9 protein-coding genes are annotated in these 16,700 nt (G+C 50.6%); 1 reads left to right on the forward strand and 8 read right to left on the reverse strand.

What is annotated here, in order from left to right; genetic code table 11:
- Position 1: 1 nt before the first annotated feature.
- From BLR08_RS23250 to BLR08_RS23260, 3 genes are all read right to left on the reverse strand, one after another.
- Positions 2-967, reverse strand: a complete 966-nt coding sequence (locus BLR08_RS23250) for an ABC transporter permease (RefSeq protein WP_256257759.1) — start codon at positions 965-967, stop codon at positions 2-4.
- 96 nt (positions 968-1,063) lie between these two features.
- Positions 1,064-2,680, reverse strand: a complete 1,617-nt coding sequence (locus tag BLR08_RS23255; protein WP_072335823.1) for a type 2 periplasmic-binding domain-containing protein — start codon at positions 2,678-2,680, stop codon at positions 1,064-1,066.
- 249 nt (positions 2,681-2,929) lie between these two features.
- Entirely contained in the window at positions 2,930-5,212 is a 2,283-nt protein-coding gene (locus BLR08_RS23260; protein WP_072335826.1) for a helix-turn-helix domain-containing protein, read from the reverse strand.
- A gap of 259 nt (positions 5,213-5,471) precedes the next feature.
- Here BLR08_RS23260 and BLR08_RS23265 point away from each other — a divergent pair, with 259 nt between their 5' ends.
- Complete coding sequence (locus BLR08_RS23265; protein WP_072335829.1) at positions 5,472-9,230, forward strand: carbohydrate-binding protein; 3,759 nt, start codon at positions 5,472-5,474, stop codon at positions 9,228-9,230.
- A 330-nt stretch (positions 9,231-9,560) separates the two neighbouring features.
- Here the strand turns inward: BLR08_RS23265 and glmS are convergent, their stop codons facing one another.
- From glmS to BLR08_RS23290, 5 genes are all read right to left on the reverse strand, one after another.
- Positions 9,561-11,390 carry a glutamine--fructose-6-phosphate transaminase (isomerizing) gene (glmS, locus tag BLR08_RS23270; RefSeq protein WP_072335832.1) on the reverse strand — a complete coding sequence of 610 codons (1,830 nt, stop codon included), beginning with the start codon at positions 11,388-11,390 and terminating at the stop codon, positions 9,561-9,563.
- Between the two features lie 857 nt (positions 11,391-12,247).
- Entirely contained in the window at positions 12,248-13,588 is a 1,341-nt protein-coding gene (gene glmM, locus BLR08_RS23275) for a phosphoglucosamine mutase (protein ID WP_072335835.1), read from the reverse strand.
- 190 nt (positions 13,589-13,778) lie between these two features.
- Positions 13,779-15,065, reverse strand: a complete 1,287-nt coding sequence (locus tag BLR08_RS23280) for a CdaR family protein (protein ID WP_083537461.1) — start codon at positions 15,063-15,065, stop codon at positions 13,779-13,781.
- Positions 15,066-15,881 (reverse strand): diadenylate cyclase CdaA, encoded by an 816-nt coding sequence (gene cdaA, locus BLR08_RS23285; RefSeq protein WP_072335837.1) that lies wholly within the window; start codon positions 15,879-15,881, stop codon positions 15,066-15,068.
- 138 nt (positions 15,882-16,019) lie between these two features.
- Positions 16,020-16,631 (reverse strand): zf-HC2 domain-containing protein, encoded by a 612-nt coding sequence (locus BLR08_RS23290; RefSeq protein ID WP_072335840.1) that lies wholly within the window; start codon positions 16,629-16,631, stop codon positions 16,020-16,022.
- Positions 16,632-16,700: the final 69 nt, after the last annotated feature.

Below are 16,700 nucleotides of genomic sequence, written 5' to 3' on the forward strand. Positions count from 1 at the left end.
TTTACCAGATTCCGGAACCGCCTACTTTTTTGGCCAACTTGTTGGCCGCGATTACTAATGCGAACCCAATGACCGACTTAAATAAACCTACCGTGGTGCCGATACTGAACTCCATGCTTTCCAACCCGCGGCGGAAGACCCACGTATCGATAATATCCCCGACCCCATAAACCCTTGCATTAAGGAAGATATACACTTGATCGAACCCGGCGTCCAGAATATGCCCTAGTCGAAGGATCAGCATGAGGATGAACACCTCTCGGATCCCGGGCAACGTAATGTGCCACAGCTTCCTCCATCTGCCGGCCCCATCGACAACGGCCGCTTCATACAATTCTTGATTAATGGAAGCCAAAGCTGCCAAATAAATAATGGCGCCGAATCCGGTATTCTTCCATAAATCGGTAACAATCAATAGGGGGCGGAACAAGGCTTCGCTCGTCAAGATTTCAAGCTGGCCCCACCCCATGTCGCGAACCCAGTTCGTCACAAGACCGGAACCCGGAGCAAGGAACGAAAAGACTAATCCGTAGACGATCACCCAAGATAAAAAGTATGGGCCATATGTGATCGTCTGTATGGCTTTCTTGAACCATCGGGAATGGATTTCATTAAATGCTAAAGCAAGCATCACGTCCGGAAGCATATTAAATAACAGCCTGTACACACTGATCAACACCGTGTTTTTCAATACGATAAAGAAATCTGGGGATTGGAATACGATTCGGAAGTTGTCGAGTCCGACCCATGGACTTCCCCAGACTCCCTTTAACAGGTTGTAATCCTTGAAGGCGATGATTAATCCGCCCATGGGTAGATAGCAAAATATGGCATAGTAGAGTAACCCAGGCACCATCATGAGATACAACCAACGTTTGGTTGACAGCGATTTCAATATCCGGCGAACGGCTCCGGGGGCGATGTGGGGAGCCGCAGATGAAACCTGACTCATCCCTGTATTTGGCAATTAATTCCCCTCCATAGATCTGTATAGATGACCCGTATGCACGCGATTTGGCAGAATGAAGAAGTGCCACCGAGTGCCGCCTCTTGATTGTTTTTATTACTTGATGACACCCGCATCCCTCAGATTCTGGTTGTAAGCATCGAATAATTCCTTGCCTTTATATTTGGTCAGTAATTCCTCGCGATATTGCGGCCAGTTTTTGCCCGACTTGTCCTCGAAGATCGCCTTTGCGAACAACTCGTTTTGTCGTTTCCGGAAGGCAGGTAGATCGAACCCTAATGGTGCAACTAGTGGTGCACCAATGTAGTCATTTAACGGAATAGCATTCAGAACTTTGGCTATGTTACGATCACGGTCTGTTTCTCGCCCATCGATTAACTCCATGTTGTATACTTCGGGCTGGGACACATCCGAGGTGAAGAAATTCCAGATACTCAGGAAGTCCCCCTTCTTGGTCACATCATTTGTATAAGCCTCCACATTGAGTTTAATGATGTTTCCATCTCTAGTGTAATGCTTGCCTTCCACTCCATAATGGGTCAGCAGGTAGCCTTCTTCGCTGGCCAGCCAGTCTAGAATGGCGGTTGTCCGTTCAATACGCTCCGGATTTTTATCCGCCACCGTCTTCGGGAATAAGATCGGGCTGCCCGGAGCGGACTTGCTTCCGATCGCTTTATTCGCGAAGATAGGCATGGGCTGCCATTCGGCTTGGGAATTGATTTGCTTCGTGCGATATTGAATGCCTTGCGTATTGTTGTCGTAGGCGAAATTTTTGGCCCCGCTCAAGACTACGCCGACCTTTCCCTGAATGGCTTTCTCAATGTGTTGAGGGGCTTTATTCAGAAACCAATCCGGATCAATGACTTTGTCATTCATCAGCTTGACTACGTCATTGAGCACTTGTTCCATTTTGGGGTGCATGCTGCTATCCGCGTATTGATTATTCTCAATAAACGAGGGAAACGGCAAGTCATTTTTCACGAATTCTGGCCAATCATACCCCAAGTTTGCCCCGTTCCCGGAAGTAGTGAACCCGTATGTGTCCTGTTTGCCATTGCCATCGGGATCATTAAAGGTGAATTGTTTCAGCATGTTGACGTATTCGTCGTAATTGTTAGGCATTTTCAAACCGAGCTTATCCAGCCAATCCTTGCGAACATACCAGCTCCGGTACGTTCTCTTCGGTCTTGGAAGCGGGGCCCGCACATATTGATTATTGGTGCGGTATCGTTTCACTTCCTCTTCGCTCGTCCAATATTTGAAATAATTAGGCATTGTTACTGGCGTTACAAACCTAGTCAAATCGGCTAACAATCCATCGATCGCATATTTCTGCCCGCCATCTGGGGTGTTGTCCCTCCACATGTCCGGTGGAGTAGACGCAAGAAGTACGTTAATCTTCGAATTGTAGTCATTACCTGCTACCATGTACGTAACCTTAAGATCGACGTTAAATTTCTCTTCGATTCTCTTCCTGACGAAGTCCGTGTCATCGGTAGGCAAGCTGGAATTCGAAGGCGCCGGGACAAACCAATTCAAGGTTAATTTGTCTTTGAATTGGTTTGTCTGGGTTGTCCCTGTTGTAGCCGTTGGTTTGGCAGAATTGCTTGGTTCCTGGACTGTTTCCTCATTTTCGCATGCACTCAATACGATGCTAGACGTCAAAAGAACTGCCATGCTTCTTTTTGTCCATTGAAGCGTTTTCAATTTCATTTTACCCCTCCAACTATTTTGGATCATCTTGCAAACTAACAACCTGATCATCACACAGATCAAGTGACCGAACAATTGTCAGTTGTTCATTTATCATTAATTCATCTCTTCCGAGAGGCGGCAACAAATGATAACGGGCCTACTAGAACGTCAAACACCTCCTAGAATAGTTAAGTTGAACCCTGAACCTGAGGGTCTCATTCCCTGACTATCATACGAGGTGCACTTGCCGACTGTTATCCTTGCTGTCTATCCTTGTTCTTTGTACCGATTTCGAAAGTGTCCCGGCGGCAATCCAGTTATTTGTTTGAAGCTTCGGGTAAAGTTCTGCACGGAAGTATAACGCAACCGGTCCGCTACCTCCTTGATCGTAATGTCGCTGGACAGCAGCCATTCCTTCGCCTTGTCCATCCTGTATCGAATCAAGTATTCTCCGAAATTTTCCCCGAGCTCCATCTTGAACCATTTGCTCAAATTCGGCGGTGAAGTCTGAACATATTCCGCAAGCTGCTGCAGCGACAAATCACTATCGAAGTTGTTGTGGATGATAGCAATAACTTGTTCTATCGCTTTTTTTCGCCTTGGAATCTGTTGGGTTTCCAAGCTTATTTGAACACAGGGGAGCAACGTTTGGATCAACCAAGTGTGCAATTCCTCCAGGGAAGTGGTTTCGAATAACCGTGCTTGTACATCTTCTTGCAATACGTCATACAGCTCGCTCCCCGACTCTTGCAGCAATTGATCGATTTCCGCTATTAAATGCGCGATCAGACCAAGAATAATATCGGAGTGGCGCAACGTTTTCATCGCTTCGCGAATTAATTCCGATACATGCACCGCCGCCTTCTCGAATTCTCCACGCTCCAGTGAGAGGAGTACCGCACGTTCCGCTTTTACAACATGCCTGCTAGCCTTACTAAGCACGGGTTGAATTTCTTTAGGGGTAATCACTACATTCGTACCTAATGTCCAGCGGTAGACTATAAAGGAGAGAGCTTCCTCATAGCCGTGATGAATGTTCTCATAGCCCTTACAAGCTTCCCCAATCAATACGGACATGGTAAAGGGAATGTGTTCGCCCATATTGGCTTGTATTTCACTCCCTACCTTTCGAACGATAGACTCAGTTTCCCCTGTTATTTCCTCAAACCCGATGATGAAGACAACCCGCCCTAACTGAGGGGAAAAGGTTAAGTGAGTGAAATGGGCTTCCAAGGTCTCCGTAACTAGGTTTCGCAGTACATACATGATCGTAGAGCGATCTTGATCCTTATACATGCGTTTGAACCCGATCAGTTGGTCGATCTCTACTACGCCTACATAAAACCAATCGCCCCGGAGAGGTTCCAAATATGCTCTTGTCCCTTCATCCCCTAGACTGTGGGTAATTTCCCCTCGTATCAGCCGTAAAAGATAGGATTCCCTCATTAGAGGCATTTGCTCATCCAAGCGTCGTAACAAGCTGGTGTTCGCGAACTGTAAATCCTCCATATGACGATCCAACGCTTTTACAATGTCCAATTTTGAGCTTTTATCCTGATTTTCTTTGGTCGAGAATTTATAAAACAACTCTTGGAGCGGCAACAACAGCCGGCTGGTGCCCATCATGGCGACCAATGCCCAGAAAAGTGCGGTTAGGGCTATGATTAGAAATGAAACATGTTGAATTTGATCGGTCTTTTGCGTGATTTCCTTCATCGGAGAAATAGCCAAGTAGGTCCATCCGTTTACATTGGACTTGACCGAGGATAAGGCAAACTGCGTATCAAGGATCTTCATCTGTTCGGGAATCAGCTGCGAGCCTGTCATATATGGCAGCAGAGCACTTGTCGCTACCGACAAAGGAATACCATATACGTCTGAATTGCCAGTTGTAATCATCTTGCCTTGTTCGTCGAATAGAAATATTGTCCGGTTCCCACTTAGCGTAAATTGCTCGAACAACCCTTGCAATCGGTTCGTATCCAACTGTAGCACTAGCACCCCTTTCGGAGAAACTGTATTCAGCGGTACCGATCGTACAATAAGCAATTCATTCTGGTTCGTATACGTATGAGGCGGCACTACAAAATAGGCGTTGTTCGGCAATTGCATGAGTTTCACTAGCTCATTGTGTGGGAAATTGATTTCACGGATGATGCCCATCTTATGAGAGTACGTTGTATTAAAGTTTGTGAGGATCAAGGAAACATCGAAGGGTATGTCTGAGTTAACGATCACTTGCTGAATCACGTTCGTGGCTTGGGACCAATCGTTGAACTGGTCCATCGAAATCCCGCTGTTTACAATCTTAATCAAGGAATCGTTCGAGGCCAATGTCAACGAAATTTGGTCCATCCGGCTTACGTAATTATCGACCTGCGCCTGGATTTGCTTCAAAATGATCTGATAATTCCGATCTACTTCATCCTGGAGACTGCGGGTAGAGAGAAGGGATGAAACAAAGCCAAGTATAAGTAGCGGAACTAGACTTAGGACAAGCGAGAATAACAATAGTTGTTGTTTAAGTGTCCAATGTTTGATTGTGAACATGCATTTCCCCTCTCCCTTACTTGTATCGTTCAGCTATAGGTAAATTATAGCACGAACCATAACGGGAAATGGCAGTCAAAACTACTCGAACGCCCCAATCTCATAAAATGTAGGGTAGTAAAAAATGAACGGTACATCCCTCTGAATAGTGGTTGTTATACTGAAACCAAATAAACTGGAGGAGGCGAATGATAAAAGAGAGGATTTCTTTGAACCAGGATTGAATCCAATACCATTTTAGAAAAGGACGTGTGAATGTATGACTAATACCCCTATTCGAACCCGTCTGATGCGATCGACTATCTTTGTGCTGCTCGTAAGTCTGTCGGTAGGCTTGCTTTGTCCGAACTTCGCCCAAGCTTTGGAAATAAAAGATAGCGCTTTCTTCAAATACGATCTGGAAAACACATCCTTAGGAGCTATTCAAGGTCAGGACAGCTGGTCTGGCAGCGCCAATGCCAAAGCAGTCAATAATTTGAAGTACGCCGGCATCCGGGCACTTGAATTAAAGGATACTTCCAGCAGCGGTTATGAGTTCGCTTCGCGGCCCGTTCCGCCATCGGGGGCAGGCATTCTCGAATTCTACGCGAGAGCCAGTCAGACGAATGCCTTGGTCACATTCAACATCCTGTCCGGCGCCAATACGGCCATCTCGGTAGGCTTCGGCAGTAACGGGAAGTTTGTCAGGCAATCTTCAGCAGGTACATTTACAGATGTCTCTGCCGGAAGCTACGTGACGGGTCGCTGGTACTGCTTCACCCTGGCCTATGATCTCGTCAGAGGAAAATACAATGTTTATATCTACGATATGACAGCGGATAAGAACAAATTGAGTTATTTGACCTTCCCGGATGATTATTCTCCCTTGACTACGGATTCCTATATGGACAACATTCAGATGAAAACCGCTTCGGCGCAAACGGGTACGGTTTATTTCGACAATATCGCGGTATACCCGATGGAATCAAGAATTGCAGATGAGGGCTTCGAAGGCTATACGGCAGGAAATCTCAACAATCAAGGGGCTTGGGCGGTCTCGGGTAGCGCTGTAACCGTGGAGAGCGGCACAGGAATCAGCGGGGCCAAATATGCCAAGATTAGTGGAAATGTCACTACGGACGTATACGCACGAAAGAAACTATATCGAGCGGCCAACACGACTTCGGAAGTTTGGGTGAACGCCTCCCAATCCAACCGCCAATTGCAAATCATAGGTTATTCCGATATCGGTTCCCTGGTCGAGTCGGTCAAGATCGGCTTCGGAGCCAACGGGAACTTCTTCTACTACGAGGATACGCTCTCCGTCGATACCGGAATCGCCTATAGCCCGAATACATGGTATCGGCTACGGGTCAATACCTACGGAGCCAAGAATAGCCGATATTATGTATTCGAAGTCTCTAATGCCGCTGGAGCTTCCGTTTTTCGAAGTCCCCTGTTGGCTATGAGGAACACCAGTTCGAGCGAGTCCAGTTACCTGGATGTCATAGAAGTCCGAACACCTGCTGGGGGAAGCTCTACCTTCAAATTCGACGAATGGAATGTGATGGCTAACGACATCTTATTGAACCAGAGCTTCGAAGGAATGGTCGCTGGCAATGCGGTCAATGGGCAAGAAGGATGGTCGGGGACATCAAACAGCACAGTAACGGATAATACTGGCTCCGTCATTTCTTCAGGGGGGAACAAAACCTTGAAGATTGAGGATACCAGTACCACTCTATTTCAGTCTGCCGGTATTTCTTTCCCGGGGGTGACCTCTCTGCTCTATGAATTCTGGGTTAAAGCTTCCAGTACAACCAATATCCTCTATATGGATGTTAAGCAAGGATCGACTCAAGCGGTCAGACTAGGCCTTGCTTCCAATGGTAAATTCGGCTACTATGATGGCTCCCAGTATATCTCAACTCCTACCGACTATTCAGCAAACACTTGGTATAAAATAGCTATTACCGTAGACGCCACGGATAAAACCTATGATTATTACGTATACGATCGGGCGGGGACTCAACTGGTAAAGGTTAACGATATTGATTTTATCGACGCTTCGACCTCATCTGTCAATTATATAGGCTTCGCTACCAATTCCACCAAGTTGGGCACGTATTATGTGGATGATATCAGGCTGAAGAACACCGGCTCCTTCCAAAACCGGAGTACATTCGACTATATCGACCAATTGGGGACCAACGGTGACTGGTTTAAGAACAGCAACGATGAGTCCGGTACGTTGGCTTGGGGAGAAACCAGCGTCATGATGGCCTACTTGGATATGTATGAGACGACCTGGGATACCGCTTATCTGGACCAATTTATCTCTCATGCAGACGCGGTCCTGAATCAACGTGACTCGGTAAGAGGCGTAACCGATTACAAGGGGGATTCCCTTGCTGCATGGCGAAGTGGTTCAAGATACACCCTGGCAGAGAAATTACTCCAGGATGCCGGGGGAAGTCCTGTATTACGTGTCAAATCCGTTCGGAACGGGGACTCGACTGGGGGGACCGGAACGGCCAACGACAACAACTCCATCCATGTCCAGGTCACGCAAGGAACGAACCCGGGAAGCTTCAAATTAAATGTCTTCAGCCAAACCCTCGGCGTTGATACAACCTATGACAATCTAAACATGGATAATGCGAGTCCGGATTATGCCTTGACTCGTGTTAAGGATCGTCTTGTGGTGTTGGAGGACATGGGGGGGTCTGGAACTAACAATCCGGTCATCATGTCGCAAGCTGAGCCCTTAGAATCGAAATACATGTATTTGTTGGTGGACAATGCCTATGTGACGGTACCCTATGCCAGATATGTAGATCTGGTGTACAATGACTCTTCTTTTCCGATAGGTGGAACGTACAGGAGCAAAGCGGACACCTATAAGACTGCCGTAAAAACTGTCTTGTCCTACTTCGATTCCTATTGGACGGATAACCCGGCAGACAATACGGAAGGATATTTCACATTTGCTTATGGATCCCCGATTTGGGCGGATGGAGTCGATGAGCCGCTTAATCGTTTGGCCGCCATTGGAATGGCCTACCTCTATATCAATCACGCAGAGGCCGATGCGGTGTATGAAGCGAGGGCTTCCAAGATGGCTAATCTCTTCAAGCAAGATTTAGAGCTCCGTACGGTTACGGTTAACGGCGCCACCTATGATTATTATTTTTGGACCTATTGGGATCAAGATTTATACGGCTATAAGGGTTGGACTACTTCTGCAGGCATTTCATCCAATACGAAATCCTTTGGGGGGTACAAAGCAACGGAGGATGTTTCCCATGCTTTACTCGACATTTACTTTGCTTACTTGGCATACAAACATCAACTCAAGGTTGTGAATACTACTACTCCGGTCTTCAATCTTACCGATATGCAGAGATTTGCCAATAACTATACCAAAAAAATAATACAAAGTGACGGTAGAATGTCATCCGATGTTGCAGGTAACGGAATCAGTGCCAACTATGTTGCCGAATGGCTTCTATTAACCGAATTTGATCCTGAGGTTTATAACAAAACTAAAGATTTGGTAGACCAAAAGGATTATTTGGGAACCACTCGCGCAATCGGAATGAGTGCCTTAATGAACTGGGCCAAGCCGGCCCTGATCCTGCAAGCCGAAAGCCTGCCAGTCACCCCTTCAGCAGGCCGCACTCAAACCAATTATACCGATACGCCGACTGGAAAAATATTCAACAACTTGAACTCTACTGCAATCAACGATTACGTGGAGTATACCGTCAACATTCCTGCTCCAGGCACCTATTCGATCTATATTGGAAACCGAACGGCTTCCAATAAAGGCATCTACCAACTAGCCATTGCCGGGACGAACCAGGGCACCCCCGTAGATGAGTACAGCAGCACGACGGGATTTACCGAAGCGAATCTAGGCCATACTACTTTCAGCACAAGCGGGAACAAGACGTTCCGTTTTACGGTGACAGACCAAAACACCAGCAGCAGCGGGTATCAGCTCGCTTATGATTATATTAAGCTGGTTAAGCATTAACAGGGAACGGACTTTACGAATTGATGAGGTCAATCAGCGTCTAGGCTGTTATGGAAAACGATCTCGATTAACGCTTAGCCGTATCGGTAAGAAGATACAACAATTAGCACTGCTAGAACTCTAATAGGGTAAAGGCCGAGATCGAAAAATACACCATATGATACTTTGACCTTTCTGGATTCACGGCAAAAAGCTCATCGGTAAATGACCCGATGAGCTTTTTGTTCTATCCTTTATGTGTGGTTACATAATTTTTTACTAGTTCCACTGTTCTTTACTGGTTCCAGACATTTTTATCATCTGACACAAACCAACCAGCTCCTACTTCCTCTACTCCACCGTCACACTCTTCGCCAAATTCCGCGGTTTATCCACATCATGACCCAGCGCCAGCGAAGCATAGTAGCTCAGCAGCTGCAGCGGCACGACCGACAAAGCCGGGGCAAGCAAAGGATGCGTCTGCGGAATGGCGAACGTTTCGTCAACGGCCTTGGCCAGCTCGTCGTTGCCTTCCATGTGGATGCCGTATACTTGAGCGCCGCGCGCCTTTACTTCCTTTATATTGCTGACTGTCTTCTCGAACAGCACTTCCTGGGTCGCCAGCGCGATGACCGGGATGCCGTCTTCGATCAGAGCCAGCGTGCCATGCTTCAGCTCTCCGGCTGCATAAGCCTCGGAATGAATGTAAGAAATTTCCTTTAGCTTGAGCGAGCCTTCCAGCGCTGTCGCATAATCCAGGCCGCGGCCGATGAAGAACAGGTTGCTGTGCTTGGCAATCTGTTCGGCTACTTCGCGGATTGCTTCCGATTGAGCCAGTATTTGCTCCACCTGCTTGGGCAGCTCTTGCATAGCTGAGAGAACCTCGGTCACATAGCCCGCATCGACCGTCTCCAGCGTCTGAGCCAGGTACAGCCCCAGCAGATAGAAGGCGATCAGCTGCGACGTATAAGCCTTGGTCGAAGCTACGGCAATCTCCGGACCGGCCCAGGTGACGATCACATCGTCCGCTTCGCGGGCCACCGAGCTGCCGACGACGTTCGTGATCGCGAGCACACGAGCGCCATTGCGCTTGGCTTCACGCAGCGCAGCCAGCGTATCGGCGGTTTCGCCGGATTGGCTGACCACGATAACCAACGTCTGAGGCGTAATAATCGGCGAACGGTAGCGGTATTCGGAAGCGACATCCGCCTCCACCGGAATACGCGCCAGCGTTTCAATAACCGACTTGCCGACCAGACCCGCATGATAAGCCGTGCCGCAGGCCACGATATGCACATTGCGGATGTCCGCGATCTGCTCGCGCGTCATCCCTACTTCCGGCAGCAGCACTTTCGAGCCGGACGCGTCGATTCGAGCGCCCATCGTATCCCGGTAAGCCTTCGGCTGCTCGTAGACTTCTTTCAGCATAAAGTGATCAAATCCGGCTTTTTCCGCCGTCATAATATCCCAATCGACATGAAATAATTCCCGGGAAATAAAATTGCCCTCAAGCGTCATCAAGGTGACGTCATCTTTTGTCAATAAAGCCATTTCGCCGTCGTTTAGAATATACACATTGCGCGTATGCTCCAAGATCGCCGGGATATCCGAGCCGATAAAGTTCTCTCCGTCGCCTACGCCAATGATCAATGGGCTCGACAGACGCACGGCAACCAGTTTCTCCGGCTCATACTCCGTCAGCACGCCCAGCGCGAAGGCTCCTCTCATCCGTGTCACGGCCTGCTGCACGGCTTTGACGATGTCGCCTTCATACAGACTGGCGATCAGGTGCGAGATTACTTCCGTGTCCGTTTCCGATACGAACACATGTCCTTGCTCGGTCAACTCTTCCTTTAATGCGATATAATTTTCGATAATGCCGTTATGAACAACCGAAAACTTGGATGAATTATCCGTATGCGGATGCGAATTAACGTCAGACGGCTTGCCATGCGTCGCCCACCGGGTATGACCAATCCCGATGTTTCCGGACAGCGGCGCTTCTTCCAGCTTCGACTCCAGGACGGCCAGACGGCCCTTGGACTTCTTGATCTGCAGCCCTTCTGTCGTATACACGGCTACTCCAGCCGAGTCGTACCCGCGATATTCCAGCTTCCTTAGTCCGTCAATCAATATATTCTGGGAATTCCGTTTACCTACATATCCAACAATACCGCACATATGCTCATATCCTCCAATTGTCGAAAAAGCCCTGCCGGCTCTTCAACGGAGAAGCGCATATATGCTTCCGGGAAGCTCGCTTCATGCTTCGTGCGCAAAGAAAGCTTCGGTGCGGCCTGCTGCCAGGCCCGAACTATTCACTTGTCATCACGAAGCGGAAAAGCTTCCGGAGCTTGCGCCCTCACGAAGAAGCGTTTGCCCATGGCAAAGAAGCTTTTCATTCGTTTTAGTTTAGCGTAAAGCTATTCCATCCTGCCGAGCCTTTGTCCGTCCGGTCGCCCGGACGTTTTGACGCTCGACTTACGGTCTAGATGATGACCGGAAGGTCCCCGCCGAATGTTTCGAACACCTTCACCTCGTCAACTGGACGAGCGTGTCCATGCATTAAGCGACTGATGCGTTGTCTGTGAGTGGTAATGCGAAGCCCTCTGTCGATGGCTTGAGACCGATTCACATCAGCGAATAATGTCTGTAACGCGCGTGCCAGTTCTGGCGCTTGTCTTGCTAAGATAACCTCTGCCCACCTTTCCATATTTGAATCAGACATAATCACATCTTATGCATTTTGCTTGCAAAGCGCAACCCCTAATTTTCATACGATTTTCATTTCATTCGTTTGTCCCATTCCCGCCGCGCTTCCCAGCCGATTTCGACAAAAAAATCTCTGAGCCCGGCCTTGGCCGGTCCCAGAGATTGTTCGTTCAAGTTCGCTGAAGCCCTACCGGACAAATAGACGCCCGCGGGACCTTCAGCTTCCTTCGGCCAGAGCAGCTTGCTCTCCCCCGCCTCATGCCGGATAAAACGCAGCTCGGCTGAGCAAGCCCAGAGCTTCCGTCGAGCCGACCGGCCGCGTATCGCTATACGAGCTCCCGCTCAATTACTGAGGCGATCTGCTGGACATAAGCTTCGACCAGTTCCTTGTCGGGACCTTCAGCCATGACGCGAATGAGCGATTCGGTACCCGACGGACGGACCAGTACACGGCCATTGTCGCCGAGCTGCTCTTCCACCTTCGTAATTTCAGCAGCCACAGCTGCGTTATCCTTCAGCTTGCTCTTGTCGCCTACACGGACATTGACCAGCTTTTGCGGGTATTTGCGCATGATGGTTTTGAGCTCGCTGAGCGGCTTGCCGGCTTGCACCAGCGTATCCATAAGCTGAAGAGCCGAGAGAATCCCGTCACCCGTCGTATTATGATCCAGGAAAATGACATGCCCCGACTGCTCGCCGCCCAGATTAAAGCCGCCCTTGCGCATCTCTTCCATCACATAGCGATCCCCGACCGCCGTCTTGGCCGCCTTCATCCCGACCGCTTCGATGCCCTTGAAGAAGCCGATATTGCTCATGACCGTCGTGACGATCGTCTGACCGTTCAGCTTGCCCTGCTGATTCAGCGCATGCCCGATGATGCTGAGAATAAAGTCGCCGTCAACCTCATGACCCTGCTCATCCACAGCGATCAGACGGTCGGCATCCCCGTCGAAAGCAAGCCCGATATGCGCCTTATGCTCCACGACCAGCCGCTGCAGCTCCTCAGGATGAGTCGATCCGCAGCAGTCGTTAATATTGCGTCCGGTCGGCTCTGCCCCGATCGTGATTACCTCGGCGCCAAGCGCCTCGAATACTTTCGGAGCCAGCTCGTAAGCGGCGCCGTGCGCGCAATCGAGCACTACCCGGTAGCCGGCGAAAGAGGATTTGACCGTAGACTGTATATAGGACAGGTATGCAAACTTTCCTTCCGGATTGTCCGTTACCGAGCCGATATCTCCTCCGGTCGGACGAGGCAGCTCATCCACTTCCGCATCCATCAGCCGCTCGATTTCCAGCTCCGTCTCATCGGACAGCTTGAAGCCGTCTGCTCCGAAAAATTTGATCCCGTTATCCTCCACCGGATTGTGGCTAGCCGAGATCATCACACCTGCGTCCGCTTTCAGCGCCCGCGTCAAATAAGCGACCCCGGGCGTCGACAAGACGCCAAGCCGGATAACGCTTGCCCCGATGGACAGCAGTCCCGCAACTAGAGCAGCCTCCAGCATCGGGCCTGAGATGCGTGTATCCTGCCCAATGACAACGACCGGCTTCTCAACTTGGCCTGCGAGCACATACCCTCCGCAGCGGCCGATCTTATAGGCCAGCTCGGGCGTCAATTCCTGGTTGGCTACCCCCCGTACCCCATCCGTTCCAAAGTATTTCCCCATTTATCTTCTCTCCCCTATCGGTTCCCTTTTGTGCTTCTTGCTGCTCCCCATGATCCGGGCACAAACTACACTCATTATCTCTGATTCGGTTCAGACGGTCAATCCTCCTTGCCTGAGACCTTATAAACAAAGGGATACGGCGCCCTGCTCCCGTATCCCTCATCCTATTCATTCACCGCTCAATTAGCGCTTATGGAGTCGCCGGAGCATTGGCTGGCGGAGCCGCCGCGCCGGCTCCCTCCCCAGTGTCGGCCTTGGCGCTGATCTCTACCGTGGCCTTGAAATCCTGCGGCATGCCCTTCTTCACGAAGGTCGGCAGGTTCCAGGTCACGGACACCTCATGTTTGCCCGGAGGCAGATTGCTCACATCCAGGATCGCCTGCACGTCCTGAGGCTTCAGCTTCTCGATGATCGCCGGCGCGCCCTCAACCGTCAGGTTCAGCTGTCCCGATTCCGGCAGTACGACTTTTGTATTAAAGCCGTCATTTTGACCTACGAAGGATAGCGGGATAGCCTCCAGCGTCTTCGTTACAGATGGGACTATCGACACATTGACCGTCACTTTATCCGGGTCCAGCTGCTTCACATTATTGCGCAGCGGGATCGGCAGCGAGAACTCCGTGTCCTCTTTCAGCTCCGCCAGATCAACTTGAGGTCCCTCATAGAATTCCATCCGGTCCAGCACGTTTTGCGGGCCGTATACCGTTACCTTATCCGTGCTTTGCCGCACGGCCGATACGGCAAATCCCCGCGGCGGCTCGCCGACAAGCTTGACCTGCAGCGGCACCAGGGTGAACGGGCTCGTAATCGGCACCTCCACATCGACCACGGCCGGCGAGATAACGGCCGTTTCGATCAGCTTGCCGTCCTTGTCAAAGGCCTGCAGAGTTGCTTTCTTCGTCACCGCGGCCGTAGCTTTCTCCACGTTCACATCCGCGCGTACGGAATCGACCGCTTCATAGATACGGCTGGGGACGGATACCGTCACCTGCTTCGGCTTTACGACAGGCTGTCCGGCCTTCAGGCCGACTCCGGGAATGCCGGTTACATTGATCGTCACCTGCATCGACTTGTTCATCTTCTCATCGACCACGACTTTGACGTTCGAAGGCGCTACCTTGGCGGTTACATTGCTCGGGATGCCTGCCGGAGTCACGGGAAGCACGAATTCCCCCTTGCCGACCTTGGTCAGATCCAGCTCGACGGACAGCGTGCCGGTGCTCATCGCCCGCTTCAGCGCCGCATCGCGGCCGCTCAGCGTGAGCGATACTTGGGGCGGGTCTATCGACTCGATAAAATATTTATCGGTATCGATCTTCGGAGTGATCGAGACGTTGCCGATCTGCTGCTCCATCGTCTCCAGCCCGTTCGTGCCTGACACCGTGCCGCCGTCCGAACGGACGACAGCCCATAGCATAATGCCGATGATAAGCGATATGATCTTGACGACGTTCGTATTGCGCAGCCACTGATCCATCTAACGCCGCCTCCATTTCCACATGGAGCTGAGCTTGCTCTTTTCCTTGGGCTTGGCCTTCGGCTTCAGCTCCTCGAACATCTTCGAGAGCAGCGCCTCTTCCTTCATATCCCGCAGGATATGGCCGTTCATCGTAACCGATACTTGACCGGTCTCCTCCGAGACGATGATGCACATCGCATCGGATACCTCGCTCATCCCGATAGCCGCCCGGTGACGCGTGCCGAGCTCCTTGCTGATGAAGGGATTCTCGGACAGCGGCAGGTAGCAGCCGGCAGCCATAATCTGATGCCCCCGGATGATAACGGCTCCGTCATGCAGCGGCGTGTTCGGGACGAATATATTAATCAGCAGCTCCGAGCTGATATGCGACTCCAGCGCGATGCCAGACTCTATGTAGTCGTTAAGTCCCGTTTCCCGCTCGAAGACGATCAGCGCTCCGATCTTGCGCCGGGCCATATAATGGGCCGCCTTCTGCACCTCATTGATCTTGCGGTTGATATCCTGATCGTCTTCCGTCGTGGAGCGGCTGAACAGCTTGCCTCGTCCGATCTGCTCCAGCGCGCGGCGCAGCTCCGGCTGGAAGATGATGATCACCCCGACCAGTCCGAACGTAAACATCTGATTCATCACCCATTGCAGCGTATTGAGCTTGAACCAGGAGCTTAACGCCCATGTCACCACAACGACCAGAATTCCCTTCAGCAGCTGGATGGCCCGCGTCCCCCGGACGACGAGAATGAGCTTATATATCACGTAGCTGACAATACATATATCCACGATATCCAATATGCGAATGTTCGTAATCCAATCCATTACGCAAGCCCCCAACCATTACCCCGGATGTTTGTCTCTCTTTAGTTTCCTTCCCTTCATCATACCATATTTGCAGCAAAAAACCCTCCTCTTTCTCTGAAGGGAGGGGAGAAGTTGCGCAGAAGCGGACTTCCCGACTTAGCGGGCTTCCGAAACTTGAGCAAACCAAGTATTCATCTTGTACCACATCCAGCTGAACGCTTCGTCAATCTGTGTAATCTGGCCGGATATATGCGCCGTGGACGCGTAGTTGACGGTGCCGTCGATGATGGTAACATTGCCTTCGACCTCGCCGTCTACCTGAAGCTTGCCATTCTCTACAGTCAAGTCTCCGGCCACCTTGCGCCCCGCCGGGACGATGACCGTATCCCCTTTGATGACAACCGATTGCAAGTCCGTTCCTTTCACCAGCAGCTCCCGATCGTTGCTCCATGTCGAGACGAACGAGGACAGCATCACCAGGGCGAAAATAGCGGCAACCGAAGCCGCCGGGTGCTTGCGGACAAAACGGTAAAAGGCGTTCCGGCGTTTGGCCGGAGGCAGAGCCTGCATCACTCGTTCGGTCAAACCTTCGGGCACTGCGGGCGTAGACCACGCATGCACCAGCGCTTCAACCTTCTCGAACTGCTGCAGCCGGCTTCGGCAACCCGCGCAGACGAGCAAATGCTCCTTCAGCCGGACGGAATCCTTGCCTTCTAAACCGCCGTCCAAATACTCGTGTAACAAAGGGAGGGCTTCCTTGCATTCCATCTGTGAGCCACTCCTTTCTCCTGTCTCCATAAACTATCGTGATATACCATACGCAGAAGCGTTCCCGGC

Source organism: Paenibacillus sp. cl123, assembly GCF_900101595.1.
Lineage (GTDB): Bacteria > Bacillota > Bacilli > Paenibacillales > NBRC-103111 > Paenibacillus_G.

What these genes read in the sequence shown, in the direction of transcription:
- BLR08_RS23255 (WP_072335823.1), bottom strand. Translation starts at nt 2,680, where the DNA reads ATGAAATTGAAAACGCTTCAATGGACAAAAAGAAGCATGGCAGTTCTT.
- BLR08_RS23260 (WP_072335826.1), bottom strand. Translation starts at nt 5,212, where the DNA reads ATGTTCACAATCAAACATTGGACACTTAAACAACAACTATTGTTATTC.
- BLR08_RS23265 (WP_072335829.1), top strand. Translation starts at nt 5,472, where the DNA reads ATGACTAATACCCCTATTCGAACCCGTCTGATGCGATCGACTATCTTT.
- glmS (WP_072335832.1), bottom strand. Translation starts at nt 11,390, where the DNA reads ATGTGCGGTATTGTTGGATATGTAGGTAAACGGAATTCCCAGAATATA.
- glmM (WP_072335835.1), bottom strand. Translation starts at nt 13,588, where the DNA reads ATGGGGAAATACTTTGGAACGGATGGGGTACGGGGGGTAGCCAACCAG.
- BLR08_RS23280 (WP_083537461.1), bottom strand. Translation starts at nt 15,065, where the DNA reads ATGGATCAGTGGCTGCGCAATACGAACGTCGTCAAGATCATATCGCTT.
- cdaA (WP_072335837.1), bottom strand. Translation starts at nt 15,881, where the DNA reads ATGGATTGGATTACGAACATTCGCATATTGGATATCGTGGATATATGT.
- BLR08_RS23290 (WP_072335840.1), bottom strand. Translation starts at nt 16,631, where the DNA reads ATGGAATGCAAGGAAGCCCTCCCTTTGTTACACGAGTATTTGGACGGC.